Consider the following 13,704-nt stretch of genomic DNA (forward strand, 5'->3'; position numbering starts at 1 on the left):
AAATAAAAAGGTCACAATAATGAAACTTTTCTATGCAAGCTGCGTTGTTATTTTTTTGGCCACATCACCATACATTTATGCGTCTGAGCAAACGAACGACGAAACAGAGATACTAGAAATGATCCAAGATATTGAAAAGGGGTGGGAGTCTGGTAACGGTATGCCGTTCTATCAACACTATCTTGGCCAGGTAGGTGCGCGTTACATTGAGTCAGGCAGTCAGAATAAAGGTTTAGAGGATTTGGTCAAAAATCATGTAGAGCCGGAAAAAGAGGTATTGAAACGATTGACCATTGATATTCTAGATATCGAAACAAACGTTGAAGGAGACTTCGCTTGGGCAATTACGACAGTAAATGTTTCAGGAGAAGTGCGCAAAACCGGCGCAGTTTTTGATAAAAAAGGATTTCAAACCTATTTGTTTCGCCGAACTGATGAAGGATGGAAGGTCATTCATTCGCATTCATCCACCCGTGATAACAAGCCACATAAGCACCATTAACAACGTTGAATTCCGTGCAAAATCGCAATATCACATTGGATGCAATACGAACGTTAGCCATTGTATTGATGGTTGTATTCCATTTTGCTTACGATCTTCGTTTTTTTGGTTGGGTTGATTGGAATGTCCCCAATGGAAAAGGGTGGAGGGAGTTTCGGTATGTAATATTGACGCTCTTCTTTGTGAGTGTAGGCGCGTCGCTCGTGCTCGGGAATTTTCGAAAATTTAATCTAAAAATGTTTTTACTGCGGCTGTTTTCCATAGCGTTCTGGGCCGCGGTAATATCGCTTTTTACGTATTATTTTTTTAATGCAAACTGGATATTCTTTGGCGTATTGCATTTTATTGTAGTAGCAAGTGTTTTGTGTGTTCCGTTGATTCGAAAACCCATATTGTCGCTGTTGTTGGGTTTTGTTGCGGTCACGTTGTTTAACAGTGGCCTCGTATCCAGTAAATGGCCATTTAATCTGATCAGTTTGTCACTACCTCATTCTCCAAACGATTACGTTGCGATTTTTCCATGGATAGGTGTGGTATTGTTTGGTATTGCGATAGGGCACGTTTTGAAAAGCGGATTTGATCCTGTTGCAAAATGGAATATTCCGAATAAGTTGACTCTTCTCGGACGGCATAGTTTAGTGGTTTACATATTGCATCAACCTATCTTTTTTGCGCTGTTTGGTACTATCTATTGGTTGAGCTCATCGGTGTAACTATACACCTTCTTTTACTTTGCCATTAATCACCTTCAGTAACTAATATCCGCTATGCTGCTGCAGACATAAGATTACGATGAGATGTGCACATTTTTTTTTGGGGGGGGGAGAGTCAAGGCAGCAGAGCAATGCTTAATACACGCATATGCGCTTGCGCGCAAATGCATGTGTCGATATAATCTTGTTATCAACGCTAATGTGTTTACAGCAACGCAAGACTAATTCGGAGAAGATTGTGCTTTTAGTGCCAACAAACCCAGACTACCGTTAATACTCGAACAGTTTTGGCCGTTCTTCTTTGAAGTTGGTGTATTTTGACCACAAAGAGCTACATTCATTTGAATCTATTACGTCAGTTATTTGTCTTACAGTAGCCATATCGTTTTCTACTAGCAATGCAGACACTTGTGATAACATTTCGTCTTTAGCGGGTTTTTCTTCAGATATTTCGTGAAGTTTCAAACATCCCCTGATAAAAACCAAGCTGTCTACCATGCAGATTACGCGAAAAATGAAACGCGGTAACCGCTCTGGTGTTTTGTATTCGCTTCGTTCTTCGTTTAACCAAAAGAGTACATTCTGCTCAAAAGCAACAAGGTTTTCATTGATCCGTTGTGTTGCATCGACATTCAATATACCAAACCGCGACATTTCAGCCTCATAAAACGCAAGATCTAGTAATGCTTCGTAATACAGCATTTTAGCATCTTCTAGCTTGTTTTTGACTTTTTCAAACCGTGAAATTGCGTGCTCTTGAATTGAAATCACTTCTCTTAATATGCTTGGATCACACCGAACCGTTGCTGTTTCATCAATTGAAATAAGCGTTAAGTCGTTAAAAAACCGATCGTAACCATCTTCCACTAAGAACCGGCGAAGATATATGGAGACCGCTAGATTTTTAAATATCAGCCCATTTTGTGTTTCTGTTTCTCCCATTAGATTTTCAAATGCTGTTTCTGCATGTTGAACCTTGTCTAAATTTAATTGCTCAAGACGCCTTACTTCTTCCTTATGATCTTGAGTGAGGCGAACAATATCGTTTTCGTGCCTCTCAGTCAGTGAATTAATTTGCCGCTGCGTGTTCATTTGTAGTTCGATCAGTTCACGATCCGTTGCTTCTCTCAAGGCAACTAAGTCGCTCTCAGCTTCATCTTTAACTGCCTTCGTTCGCGAACTTTGAACATGGTTCATCCAAGCAATTGCCGCTGAAATCATGGCGACCAACAGCGAAATAAGTGCCAGCGCCATTGTTGCAAGGTTTCGACTGGTTTCATTTGTGAAATCTCTAGACGCGAGTAGTGTTTCAGATTTAGTTGATTTGTGCAGTTGATTTAAATGAGGTTGCAATTGCATTCGAATGTCTTGCATGTTGAGAACCTGCAACGACTGCTTTACCTGCTCTAACTCTTGAGCACTCAACTCACGTAACTCTGCGTCAGAAGCCTCTGAAATTTTCTAATACGCGTCATCAATTTGTACTTTAAGACCAGTTAATCCTCTGTAAAAATCGCCATGCTCACGATCATTTGGATGTGCGAGCGATGATGACATCACAAGAAACAAACATATCCATCTTTTCATAAATTATTTCCTTGTTACAAGTAACCACAATGCCAATTCAATATGGGTAGAACATACGTTCACAATATCGAAATCGTCACAGCAATGACTAAAAAACTTTTAGTCAGGGCGCAGAAGAGAGCTCATAAACAGACCAGTAGGATCGTATTGTTGTTTTAATAATTTCAAACGAGCTGTGTGTTGGCCGTAGTAAAGAGCAAGTGGCGACCCATTCCCCATGTCATAATTTTGGTAAGAATGACCATTAAAAAACGGTAATAGCAAATCGAAAGATTTATTCACCCAATCGATAACTTCAGTATCGTCACATTCAGCTTGAGTGATCCCTGTGATACTACAGACGAAAGAAGCGTTGCGGTGAATAAATGCCGAATCGTCAGCGTTTACATCCTGAATAGCGCCACAAAGCGGGTCTAGCATAAATCCACCTGAATTTACCGGACAAGCTCGGTAACACGATAAAAGTGTTTCAATGAATTCGTCTGATAGCTCGCCTTCAATTATGCCATTTCGCCAATACAAGTTCAGATCACTATCGTAGTCATTGGATTGGCATTCAACGTATTGCGACCGCCTACTTAACAATGTGGCACCGTCTTGCCATTTGGCTACAGAATCCAAACCGTGCACCCAGTCCTCACTAAACCCCATTATCGAAATTCGTGCTTTATCGTGCATCGATCGCGAGAGATATGCATATAGAAAAACCGATCTGTTATCACTGAGCACTGTTTTGCTATATTGCCTAAGAATAGATCGTGCGTGACATAATGGCCACTCGAGTATTCGGCCATCAATATTTTGGGGGGCATCATTTAATTTAAACGTGACATCGGTCACAACGCCAAATTGACCATGGCCACACCCTTTTAATGCCCAAAACAAATCCGGATGTTGGGATTCGGTCACTTGTCTTACTTTACCGTCAGCAGTTATCAATCCAAACGCGAGCACATTGTCGCAACTCAAACCAAGCTTTCTGGACAAAAAACCGATCCCCCCTCCCAATGTTGCGCCGACAACACCAACATCGGGACAGGTACCCAAAGGAACTACTTTGTTGTGTTGCGCTAGAAAATGGTCCAATTCACTATTTTTGACGCCTGCGCCGACGTTTACTGAGCTCTTATCAACATTCAGTACAGTTGTTTTAAACATCGACATATCAATTACAATTGCATTGTTAAGGACCGACATGCCACTTACACCATGCCCTTGACCCTTAATTGTAATAGATAAGCGCAACTGCTTTGCACATCTGACAATGTGTATAATATCGGTCTTTGTTTTAGGTTGAATAATTACTAACGGAAAACGCGAAACACCTTGATTGAATACTTTCCTGTTTTCTTCATATTCTGCACTACCCGGTGACCAGAATGCGCCGTCAACAAGACTTGCCAGTTCTACCAAACTTGTTTCAGTAGCCCGCGTGATTGAATCTGTTTTTGTCTGTTTTGCAGGTGAAACTTCAACAATACTCTCAAGTAGATTCCAACTTCGACTACCAAAAGTGTTTGGCGTGATATCGCTCAGCAATTGTCGCAGATATTGTGCAACTAATCGGAGAGGTAAAAGCTTGTTTGCTGAATACATACTGCGCATTAACTCCGATGCAGGCAACGCGTGATTTGAAGCTTGCCTTATCGTTTCCTGCATTTTGGTGTCGACGTTTCCAGGAGCCACAGTTGTAAAAACAGCAATATCGTTATCGACTTCAAGTTGAAAACACTGGCACAGCATATTTAATGATGCTTTGCTCACACAATAAGCTGAGGCGCCAGCAACGGGTTGTACTGGCAAATCACTGGTTAAAAACATCACGCGGCTATGACTAAATTTTTTTAAGCATATCTGCGTTAAAAGGCGAGGTACTTCGACATTTATCCATTGGGTTGCCTCCCACTCATCAGGGGCGACGTTGCTAATATCTCCAAATGGCATGACAACACCTGCGCAATGGATCAGGTAGCTAAAGTGAGTATGCTGATTGACAACGTTTTGAAGGCTTTTAATACAATCCCTATTAGTGAAATCGATACACTCGATTCTGACCCTATCCCCATAAGACCTTTTAAGCTGTTGTAAAGTTTCTGGATTTCTACAAAGTGCTACGATCTGGATAAAAGGGTAGGAGAGTAGAAGCTCTTTTGTAAGCGCAAGTCCTATACCAGAGCTAGCGCCTGATATTAGTGCTGTCTGTTGATACAACATCTTAAAAGCCTATTTCGTAGAAGAGTGAAAGCTCACTTATATGTTTGATAGCTTCAGCATAAGTAAAGTCCTTGAATGGATAAATAAAGTTAATGATTTGATTACAGAAATGTAATCAAACCGTAATCGATTCGTTGTGATGCTTTGATCTGAATCAACTACAGTTGAAATGAAATCACTACGATTAAATACATAAACATTTTATTAAGGTGCCTACGACGAACAAGGACAACTAGATATCACAGCCAATGGGTTTGATATCAACTTTATTAGTACTCACGCCATCATCAGAGGCGAGTATATTAAAACTGAAACGGACTCATTTGTTGAGCGAGATCATGAGCAAACTATTGACTCATTTTCACGCAATGGATGGTTTTTACAAGGTACTTTCTTCGTTGGGCATGCTTTTCAATCCCTAGGTAGTACTGAATTGGTCCTTGAATATGCTGAAACCAATAAAATTGAAGAAGCGGAGCGCTGGATGGTAGGTGTCAACTATTGGTTGGACCCTCGTTCAGTTATTAAGGTGGGCTATGAAGATACAGACGTAGTTGAAGGCCCTGATGATACACGGTTTGCTGTGCAATTCAGCTATGGATTCTAGGGGATATCATGAACAAGAAATTAATTATATGTGCACTAATCACATTTATTTCGTTACCGAACTTGGCAGACGATGAAACCACACTTTCTGGCGCAGAGTTAATTAATAACAACTGTGCGCGTTGTCATAACAGTAGGCCTGTGCGTGAGTTTTCTATCAGTGAGTGGAGAGTGATCATGCCACACATGCGCGAAAAAGCGCATTTAACCGGCAGCGAAGTATAAGCCATTCTTGAATTCATGGAAATAGCTTCTAGTCCTGCTCAACCGGTAGAGGTGACTCTGGCTAAATCATTAACAGTCAATCCACGTGACGTACTCACTCGATATGGTTGTCAGGGGTGTCATCAAGTGCAAGGCGCAGGCGGAACACTCGGTCCATCGCTGGATAATGTTATTAGCGAAAAAGGCAGGGCATTCTTTTTGCGCAAAGTTAAGGAGCCTCAATTTAATAACTCGTCGTCCGCAATGCCGCAAATGCCGATTACAGATGATGAGCTTGAAGCTTTAGCTGAGTTTTTATCGTCCATATAGCCTATTGACCTGAGTCTAAGACATTAGATTAAGGTGACAAGACGTAAACTTTAAACCTAAAACGCTCAACTGAGCATAATCAAAGGAAACAATCTTATGAAAAAGCTTACTTCACTATTACTGGCCAGTGCTTTAGTCGTTGCGCCAATAGCGACTTCTTTTGCATATCAACAGACTGACAAATCTGATATGCCGATGATGGATGGTCAGATGATGCAAAAGATGCAGACGCATATGGAAGAAATGCGCGCAGTATTGGATGCCGTTAAGAGTGAATCGGATCCGGAGAAGCGCGAAGCCATGTTGCATGAGCATGCCCAAAAGATGCAAGACATGATGGGCATGATGGAAGGAAGCGACTCGATGGGGATGAAAGCGGGAAAAGGAATGAAACACAAACACACTGATATGTCCACCGAAGACAAAATGAAAATGATGGAACAGCGTATGTCGATGATGGAAGACATGATGAGCCAAATGATGGGGCACACCGCTGAAAAGTCTAAACCAATACATAAACACAAATAGAGCTAATCACCACGTTACGAGGCAGGAGGTGACCTGCTGTCTCGCTTATTTCAATAATCACAGGAATTTTACATGAATAAATTAATTAAGTTTTTTTCAATTGTAGTCTTGTCAGTTGGACTCCTCGGAGGATGCGCAAGCCAGGTTTATCACGACTACATCATGAGTGGGCAAGTTGTTACAGTCGATGATAAGCAAGCAGTGGTATGTGTATCTGATACGGATGGTTTGAAGGAACATCAAGTTTTTAATGTCTATAGAACTGTCTACGACCCTACAGCAATCTCAGAAGGTGAAAACAGCTATTCACGAGAGTTCGTTGGGAAAATTCGTCTTGGAAAAACTAAGGATAAGCACTTCGCGGAAGCTATTGTGCTGGATGGCGAAATTACGCGTTATGACATGGTCGAGTTTGACCGTGGTTTTTGATTAATATTTTAATTAGGAGTATGCCGTTGTGAATAATAGAGTTTATCACCAACCCTACCGTATAGCGGTTATTGTGACGCTGGTATTAGTGAGTGTCTTATTCACAACCGCGTGCTCAGCAGTACCACAAAGTACTGAGCCAGACAAAAAAAACAATTCATCAGAAACTAAAGAAACTCAGCCTGAGTTAAACGTTGATGACTTCGCTAAAATCCAAACCGCTTTGCGCTCGTTAGACAATTCATTAGCGACCCAGCCAAAAAGCAATGAGAGTGTAAATCCGAGTGATACCAGTGTTTCACTCAATACATCATCAATGCCACTTTCAGCAACAAACACAATGAAAATGGGAAAGAGTAAGAATAAAGGCATGATGCCAATGCGCGGGAAATCGTGCATGGGAATGATGTGCAAAATGATGATGAAAAACAGCTCAATGATGGGTACACCACCTGAACAAAATAAAACACAGATATCTGGTTCTCCATTAAATGAAAGCTTACCCGGTGTCAGTGGAGCGCTGCATTTATACCACGTTGGAGAGCAAGCTTTTTTCTTAAACCACAAAGAGACACTCGAATTGACCGATGGTCAGTACCAAACGCTTCTCACGATCCGAACTGAATGGGAGTCTACTCAACAAAGCTTTACGCTGCAGCGAAGTGCGTTAGAAGCATCGTTGTGGGAATTGACCGCTCAGGGGCTACCTCAATACGACAATATCAAAGACACCATTGCTGAAATAGAAGCCACAAACAGCGCCTTGCGGTTGCAGTTTATTACATCGGTAGGGAAAGCGGTATCAGTATTAACGCCCTCTCAGATCGCTAAGATAAATAGCCTGTGGATGGCCGAACAAACAGGTGAGTTATGAGCATGTGGTGGCCACACACATCATTTTTTCTGCGTTACGCCGTCATTTTGAACGTTATGCTGTTATTCGCAACGACGAGCAGTTACGCACAGCAACAGCCAGAGGATAGTGAGCATGCGAGCCACCATCCTGAAGCTACCAATGATCCCACTGTCAACGCTAATACGGATGTTTTGCCGACTGCTACACAAGGTAAAGGACCGCTGGGCAATGCTGACGCCATGATGGGATCCGGTATGGCAAAAGGCATGGATAAAATGATGGAGAAAATGGGTGCACCCAAACCTAAAGATCTCTATCCCACGCTAATGCGCATGCATTCAGCTACACCCGAACAAAGAGAGACTGTTCTGATTAAAGCAACCGCAAGAATGCAACAAGGAAGTGAGCAACTTGCTACAGGTTTTGATTGGCTTGCCCGCGCAGCTGCCACTGATGACTATTCCCAAATGCAAATGGCTGTTGAAACAGTTAAAGAGGGTATAGCCCATTTTGACAGTGGTCTTGCTGCGAAACGTGCCATACAAGACGGGCAAGAACCACGAAGAGTGGCATTAACCTGGTTCAAGTCACAAATGAATTTGCTTCCCAGTGCGCCGGAAAAAGGTACTTCAACCCTATTTGGTATGACACCGTTTCACAGCGCAGTGATGCTCGTTTTACTCATATTTACAATTGTTATGGTGTATGTGTATGGATTTAAGATGCGCAGAGCTGCCGCGCTGCTCGAAGAGCTTAAGTCTACTGACACCGCAAGCACATCTGCGCCAACGACAAAAGTTTCCTCTGTTGTCGAATCTAATCCGGCTGCCCAGCAGCATGCTTCGGCACCAGCGCAAAGTAGCGAGCCAGCATTGTCATCCACTGCCTCATCGCGCAAGGGCACGTTTAGTGGCGATATGGTAGTAACCGCGATTTTTAATGAAACCCATGATGTTAAAACGTTACGTCTAGCCAGCCCAGATGGACAAACCATTCCATTTGATTTCGAACCAGGTCAATTTGTCACGTTCACACTGAACATCGATGGTTTTGAAAAGCCAGTTAAGCGCTCATACACCATTGCATCATCGCCCACTGAACAGTATTACTTTGAAGTTACGATAAAGCGAGAGGAGTTCGGTGTGGTTTCTCGTTATATGCATGACGCGGTTGAGGTAGGAAATACGCTTTCAATTAAAGCCCCCGGCGGTAAATTTTATTTCAATGGTCATGGTTCAAACAGCGTGGTGTTGATTTCTGGGGGAGTGGGGATCACACCGATGATGAGCGCTGTCCGCTACTTGACGACGACGTGCTGGGACGGTGATATTTATTTTCTGTTTTGTACGCGAACGTCCAACGACTTTATTTTTGAACAGGAATTAAAATATCTGCAAGCACGTCATCCTCGGTTAAAAGTACTGGTCAGTATGACTCAAGCAGAGGGTACATCCTGGATGGGGCCCCAAGGCCGCTTTTCATCCGCAATGATAAACGAATTTGTGCCAGATATTGCCTCAAAAACTGCGCATATTTGTGGGCCTCCTGCAATGATGGATGCTACGAAAAAAATGCTAGCCGAATTGGGTATGCCTAACACGCATATTAAAACCGAAGCGTTTGGGGCTGCTAAACCAGAGCCCGCTCCCGTTAAATCTCAATTAGCCACTAACACCAACGCAGGCGACAACAGACAAGTACGGTTTAGTCTTTCAGACGTCGAAGCCCACGCGGGTCCGGATGAGACCGTATTAGACGTCGCTGATGGACTCGATGTAGATATAGAGAATTCATGCAGAGCGGGTTCGTGCGGGAGTTGTAAGGTGAAACTGCTACGTGGTGACGTCGATATGGAGGTTGATGATGGGCTGGAGCCTGAAGATAAGCTCAGTGGGTATATTCTGGCGTGCCAAGCTATCCCTAAATCTGATGTGGAGGTTGAGGCTTAATGAATTCTCAAGAGCGCACAATTGTAAGCAGCTTGGTTGTCCTAATGATCCTGCTATGGCTCGGTTTTTTATGGCATAGAGACCCAGCATTCCCAGGCAGTTTTATTGGATTTGGCGTGGGTTTAAGCGCTTCGGTATTAATGCTTATCCCATTGGTATACATGACCATTAAGCGTAACAAATCACTTAAGAAAGTCGTGACGAAGCACATCGCTATGCCAAAGCTCCTGCGTATACATATCTATGCTGGTGTGCTGGGGCCTATTCTAGCGCTGATCCATAGTGCCCATCGTTTTGATAGTGCTACCGGAGTTTCGCTTGTTATCTTTATGATGGTCGTTGTGATCAGTGGGTTTGTGGGTCGATATGTACTCGGTCTTATTTCATCGAATGTGAAAGAGAAAAAGCGCCAAGTAAATGAACTCCACGTTGCGCTTTCTAACGCAAAACAGGCGTTGAAAGACGCAGTCTGTGATGACAGATATTCGACGTTTGCCCAAACATCCGCACGACATATTCCTTACATTACGTTAAATGTGCCTACTTCAGCACAAAGTAAATTGTTCAAACAAGAAAGCCAGGTTCTTTCTATCATTGATACAATTTCCGATGTTGAGTACAGCATTCTCATTCATGACACCGCGAAGGTGTGGTTTGCTCGTTGGTTAAAATTTCACATCGTGATTTCAATGACACTTTATGTAGTCCTGTTTTTTCACATTTTCAGTGAAGTTTACTTTGGACTGCGCTGGTTATGATGAAATGGATAATAATCGTTCTTGGCTTAGTTGCTGCTGGCTTTGGCGTCAGTCATTTCATTCATATGCCTGAAGATAGCGCACAAATTCCATGGGAAAAAATGGTTGAACCCGGTTCACTCAATAAAGCACATGCCTTTCTCGCGGATGACTGTTTGAGTTGTCACACACCGGTGAAGGGCGTTGAGCGTGACAAATGTGTGGCGTGTCATGCAAATGATACGCATATCGTTGCGCGTCAACCCACTGCATTTCATACCGACATCAAAGAATGTGCAAGTTGCCATGTAGAGCACAAAGGTGAATCGGCCAACATTTCGCTCATGAGCCATATAGCGTTAGTCGACATTGGTTTCAATATGCTCCCCAACCCAAATGTCCCGTTTGACGAGGGCGCTGCCACCATGGCGTTTTTGGAGAACATACTAGCGAATAAACAAACTCCTGAGCCCTTGTTTGTGCACCCTGAGGTCAGTGATAAAGAAGCCTTATTAAATTGTACGCAATGTCACAGCAACGATGATCGCCATTTAGGTCTATTTGGAGAGGATTGCGTGCAGTGTCACAGCACAGACAAATGGTCATTGCCAAAGTTTATTCACCCGTCGAGTCAATCACGTGATTGCAATCAATGTCATGAAGCGCCGCCCAGTCACTATATGCAGCATTTTAAAATGATTTCCGCCAAAGTGGCAGGCGAGCCTAAAGCTAAAGTTGAGGAATGCTATGCCTGCCATCAATCTACGTCCTGGAACGATATTAAGCGTGCCGGGTGGTATAAACACCATTAAGGGGTACAAACTGTGATCACAAATTCCATTGCGCTCGCAACCTCGGTGCTGATCGCAATAGTATTGTGTCTGCCTCGCTTACGACAATCTTTCCAATGGCGAGCAACAGTCACACCGTTGGCTTCCATTATTGGTAGTGGCTTTTTGATCATTGCACCACTGCTGCATTCGGTAATGGGGAAATGGGCACTGCTTGGAATAGTGTTGTTGTCCATTCTGGCATATGCGCTGGGGTCAGTTATTCGCTTCAATATACGCCACGCAGAACCTGAGCTAGCTAGCAATCAACAAAGCAGTATTATGACGCTTGAAAAAGCAAGTCAATGGGCGCTTGGTGCGGCATATGCCATTTCCGTGGCGTTTTATATTAGTTTGTTTGCAGCGTTTGTTTTTGATCGTTTATCTATCTCTGATACGACGTACATCAAACTGTTTACCAGTGGGTTGCTTGTCATCATTATGGTGGTCGCTTGGCTTCGAGGTGCTAGGGGGCTAGAGACCATTGAGCTATTCGCCGTGACAATAAAGTTGGCTATTATAGTAGGTGTGCTCGCAGCGCTGGCAACCTACGACATACAAGTACAAAGTGCTTGGTTTCAACATGAAGCGATACAGGCATTGAGCCATTTTGAAACTGTTAGCATGCTCGCAGGGATGCTCATGGTAACGCAAGGGTTCGAGACAACCCGTTTTATGGGGAATAACTATACGCCAGAACAGCGCATTAAAGCGAGTCGTTATGCTCAGTGGATCGCTATTTTTCTCTATGTTGTTTTTATCGGTCTAACGTGTCCTATTTTCCTGGATTTTCCGATCACGGAATTAAACGAAACAACGATTAGCTACACCCTAGGGCAAGCAATATGGGTATTGCCGATTTTATTACTGGTTGCCGCCACGGCAAGTCAGTTAAGTGCAGCATTAGCCGATACTATCGGTGGCGGAGGCCTCTTAAAAGAGCTTTTCCATTTACCTATCTCCCCCCAATTTTACTACGTTTTAGTTATCGCCATCGCAGGTATATTAGTTTGGTCATCTAACGTATTTGAAATTATTAATCTCGCTTCAAAAGGGTTTGCACTTTATTACCTGATCCAAACAATAATCGTGATCAAACTCGTGATGCGTCAAAGCACAGGTCAACGCATTAGGTCAACAAAATTACTTGGTCTATCGGTGATCGTTCTCTGTTTATTCTTTGTGATTGGCTGGTCAATTCCAGCACCTCATAGCTAATAAGGAAAATACCGATGCTATCACTAGAAACTACACCAACAATTGACCAAATTAAAAATGCGGCTAAGCGCTACGCTATCATTGGTGTTGGAAATCTACTGCAGCGAGATGATGGCGTTGGTGTGCACGCGGTTCGTGCTCTGCAACCCCTGCTAAAGTCTTATTCAAATGTATCTTGCATTGACGCTGGGACACTGAGCTATGAACTTTTGGAGTGGGTCGCGAGTTCCGATCATACGATAGTCATCGACGCGGCCTACATGCGCTGTTCGCCTGGTACGGTGAGAGTGTTTGAGGACGAGGCAATTGCGGATCAGTTTAAGCAAGCGACGACCCATTCCGTTCACCAGATCACGTTACGCGATACATTGTTGACCAGCCAAACGTTATATTCAAAACCTTCTGCGGTGACGTTAATTGGCGTAGAGCCTGAGGCGATAGAGTGGGGAACCTCTTTGAGTCCAAAGGTAAATGCAGCGTTATCATCGATCATCGATATCGCATTTGCTTGCTTATCAAGCGACGACATTCAGGCCTATAAACCGGCAACCCAAAAGGAGGCACGATGACCGAAGAACTCATTTTTATGACATCCAATGCTGAAAAAACCGGCAACGTAATGCGGCTTTTGCATCAGATACGTCATGCGTTGTCTCAGTTAATTGAACGACAAGAACAAACCACGATTGATCTGCGACGATTGCCTTTAAGCGCTAGCGAAGAAGCGCAGTTAGAAGCTTTTCTTGGGCATGGAGAGGTTAAAGCTGATATTCAGGCGCTGGGTGATACGGTGCTAATCGAATCACGCTACGCAGGCGTTTGGCTTGAAATTCACTATAACGAAGATGTGGAGATCATGGGCAAATACGTTCATATCTGTACCTGTCCACCAATCATAAAATCTCAGCCAGAAGATATGGTGTTATCGCTCAGCAATATAGTGTCTGACATCCATTCGTTGTCTCATCAATCTTCTGATGAAACGGCTAAGGAGGATTGAA

17 protein-coding genes are annotated in these 13,704 nt (G+C 43.3%); 14 read left to right on the forward strand and 3 right to left on the reverse strand.

Annotated elements, in window-relative coordinates:
- The first annotated feature begins 19 nt into the window (after positions 1 to 19).
- On the forward strand, positions 20 to 502 hold the full coding sequence (locus ACFI6J_RS16270) for a YybH family protein (protein ID WP_015066008.1): 483 nt from the start codon (positions 20 to 22) through the stop codon (positions 500 to 502).
- A 14-nt stretch (positions 503 to 516) separates the two neighbouring features.
- Positions 517 to 1,215 carry a heparan-alpha-glucosaminide N-acetyltransferase gene (locus ACFI6J_RS16275; protein WP_020744863.1) on the forward strand — a complete coding sequence of 233 codons (699 nt, stop codon included), beginning with the start codon at positions 517 to 519 and terminating at the stop codon, positions 1,213 to 1,215.
- Between the two features lie 270 nt (positions 1,216 to 1,485).
- Here ACFI6J_RS16275 and ACFI6J_RS16280 read toward each other — a convergent pair whose 3' ends face one another.
- The 3 genes from ACFI6J_RS16280 to ACFI6J_RS16290 form a co-directional block, all read right to left on the reverse strand.
- Positions 1,486 to 2,589 (reverse strand): hypothetical protein, encoded by a 1,104-nt coding sequence (locus tag ACFI6J_RS16280; RefSeq protein WP_020744630.1) that lies wholly within the window; start codon positions 2,587 to 2,589, stop codon positions 1,486 to 1,488.
- Between the two features lie 87 nt (positions 2,590 to 2,676).
- The gene (locus ACFI6J_RS16285) at positions 2,677 to 2,802 is read right to left on the reverse strand and encodes a hypothetical protein (protein WP_264180995.1); all 126 of its coding nucleotides are present in this window, start codon (positions 2,800 to 2,802) and stop codon (positions 2,677 to 2,679) included.
- A gap of 99 nt (positions 2,803 to 2,901) precedes the next feature.
- Positions 2,902 to 5,016, reverse strand: coding sequence for an SDR family NAD(P)-dependent oxidoreductase (locus ACFI6J_RS16290; RefSeq protein ID WP_348670542.1), 2,115 nt, complete (start codon positions 5,014 to 5,016; stop codon positions 2,902 to 2,904).
- Positions 5,017 to 5,449: 433 nt separating this feature from the next.
- Here ACFI6J_RS16290 and ACFI6J_RS16295 point away from each other — a divergent pair, with 433 nt between their 5' ends.
- The 12 genes from ACFI6J_RS16295 (at position 5,450) to ACFI6J_RS16350 (ending at position 13,703) form a co-directional block, all read left to right on the forward strand.
- Positions 5,450 to 5,623 (forward strand): hypothetical protein, encoded by a 174-nt coding sequence (locus ACFI6J_RS16295; protein ID WP_012516845.1) that lies wholly within the window; start codon positions 5,450 to 5,452, stop codon positions 5,621 to 5,623.
- 8 nt (positions 5,624 to 5,631) lie between these two features.
- Positions 5,632 to 5,847 carry a hypothetical protein gene (locus ACFI6J_RS16300; RefSeq protein ID WP_012516846.1) on the forward strand — a complete coding sequence of 72 codons (216 nt, stop codon included), beginning with the start codon at positions 5,632 to 5,634 and terminating at the stop codon, positions 5,845 to 5,847.
- A gap of 15 nt (positions 5,848 to 5,862) precedes the next feature.
- Positions 5,863 to 6,156: a c-type cytochrome gene (locus tag ACFI6J_RS16305; protein WP_226434253.1), complete on the forward strand. Its 294-nt coding sequence runs from the start codon at positions 5,863 to 5,865 to the stop codon at positions 6,154 to 6,156.
- A gap of 96 nt (positions 6,157 to 6,252) precedes the next feature.
- Positions 6,253 to 6,684 carry a hypothetical protein gene (locus tag ACFI6J_RS16310; protein ID WP_012516848.1) on the forward strand — a complete coding sequence of 144 codons (432 nt, stop codon included), beginning with the start codon at positions 6,253 to 6,255 and terminating at the stop codon, positions 6,682 to 6,684.
- Positions 6,685 to 6,756: 72 nt separating this feature from the next.
- A complete protein-coding gene (locus ACFI6J_RS16315; RefSeq protein WP_012516849.1) occupies positions 6,757 to 7,113 on the forward strand; it encodes a hypothetical protein in 357 nt (118 codons plus the stop codon).
- A 28-nt stretch (positions 7,114 to 7,141) separates the two neighbouring features.
- On the forward strand, positions 7,142 to 7,987 hold the full coding sequence (locus ACFI6J_RS16320; protein ID WP_020742694.1) for a hypothetical protein: 846 nt from the start codon (positions 7,142 to 7,144) through the stop codon (positions 7,985 to 7,987).
- Positions 7,984 to 9,918, forward strand: coding sequence for a 2Fe-2S iron-sulfur cluster-binding protein (locus ACFI6J_RS16325; RefSeq protein WP_462557608.1), 1,935 nt, complete (start codon positions 7,984 to 7,986; stop codon positions 9,916 to 9,918). The genes ACFI6J_RS16320 and ACFI6J_RS16325 overlap by 4 nt, the downstream gene beginning before the upstream one ends.
- Positions 9,918 to 10,676 carry a hypothetical protein gene (locus ACFI6J_RS16330; protein WP_348670544.1) on the forward strand — a complete coding sequence of 253 codons (759 nt, stop codon included), beginning with the start codon at positions 9,918 to 9,920 and terminating at the stop codon, positions 10,674 to 10,676. Before ACFI6J_RS16325 ends, ACFI6J_RS16330 begins: the two co-directional genes overlap by 1 nt.
- On the forward strand, positions 10,673 to 11,467 hold the full coding sequence (locus ACFI6J_RS16335) for a cytochrome c3 family protein (protein WP_014997000.1): 795 nt from the start codon (positions 10,673 to 10,675) through the stop codon (positions 11,465 to 11,467). Before ACFI6J_RS16330 ends, ACFI6J_RS16335 begins: the two co-directional genes overlap by 4 nt.
- Positions 11,468 to 11,479: 12 nt before the next feature.
- Complete coding sequence (locus tag ACFI6J_RS16340; protein ID WP_156079167.1) at positions 11,480 to 12,703, forward strand: hypothetical protein; 1,224 nt, start codon at positions 11,480 to 11,482, stop codon at positions 12,701 to 12,703.
- Between the two features lie 14 nt (positions 12,704 to 12,717).
- The gene (locus ACFI6J_RS16345; RefSeq protein ID WP_020742695.1) at positions 12,718 to 13,272 is read left to right on the forward strand and encodes a HyaD/HybD family hydrogenase maturation endopeptidase; all 555 of its coding nucleotides are present in this window, start codon (positions 12,718 to 12,720) and stop codon (positions 13,270 to 13,272) included.
- Complete coding sequence (locus tag ACFI6J_RS16350) at positions 13,269 to 13,703, forward strand: hydrogenase expression/formation C-terminal domain-containing protein (protein ID WP_348670545.1); 435 nt, start codon at positions 13,269 to 13,271, stop codon at positions 13,701 to 13,703. The genes ACFI6J_RS16345 and ACFI6J_RS16350 overlap by 4 nt, the downstream gene beginning before the upstream one ends.
- The last annotated feature ends 1 nt before the right edge of the window (position 13,704 follow it).

The sequence above is a fragment of the Alteromonas sp. G4i13 genome, assembly GCF_054960505.1.

Bases quoted from the DNA above. Each gene is read 5' to 3' on its own strand.
- ACFI6J_RS16270 (WP_015066008.1), top strand. From the start codon at position 20: ATGAAACTTTTCTATGCAAGCTGCGTTGTTATTTTTTTGGCCACATCA.
- ACFI6J_RS16280 (WP_020744630.1), bottom strand. From the start codon at position 2,589: ATGCAAGACATTCGAATGCAATTGCAACCTCATTTAAATCAACTGCAC.
- ACFI6J_RS16285 (WP_264180995.1), bottom strand. From the start codon at position 2,802: ATGAAAAGATGGATATGTTTGTTTCTTGTGATGTCATCATCGCTCGCA.
- ACFI6J_RS16290 (WP_348670542.1), bottom strand. From the start codon at position 5,016: ATGTTGTATCAACAGACAGCACTAATATCAGGCGCTAGCTCTGGTATA.
- ACFI6J_RS16300 (WP_012516846.1), top strand. From the start codon at position 5,632: ATGAACAAGAAATTAATTATATGTGCACTAATCACATTTATTTCGTTA.
- ACFI6J_RS16305 (WP_226434253.1), top strand. From the start codon at position 5,863: ATGGAAATAGCTTCTAGTCCTGCTCAACCGGTAGAGGTGACTCTGGCT.
- ACFI6J_RS16310 (WP_012516848.1), top strand. From the start codon at position 6,253: ATGAAAAAGCTTACTTCACTATTACTGGCCAGTGCTTTAGTCGTTGCG.
- ACFI6J_RS16315 (WP_012516849.1), top strand. From the start codon at position 6,757: ATGAATAAATTAATTAAGTTTTTTTCAATTGTAGTCTTGTCAGTTGGA.
- ACFI6J_RS16325 (WP_462557608.1), top strand. From the start codon at position 7,984: ATGAGCATGTGGTGGCCACACACATCATTTTTTCTGCGTTACGCCGTC.
- ACFI6J_RS16330 (WP_348670544.1), top strand. From the start codon at position 9,918: ATGAATTCTCAAGAGCGCACAATTGTAAGCAGCTTGGTTGTCCTAATG.
- ACFI6J_RS16335 (WP_014997000.1), top strand. From the start codon at position 10,673: ATGATGAAATGGATAATAATCGTTCTTGGCTTAGTTGCTGCTGGCTTT.
- ACFI6J_RS16345 (WP_020742695.1), top strand. From the start codon at position 12,718: ATGCTATCACTAGAAACTACACCAACAATTGACCAAATTAAAAATGCG.
- ACFI6J_RS16350 (WP_348670545.1), top strand. From the start codon at position 13,269: ATGACCGAAGAACTCATTTTTATGACATCCAATGCTGAAAAAACCGGC.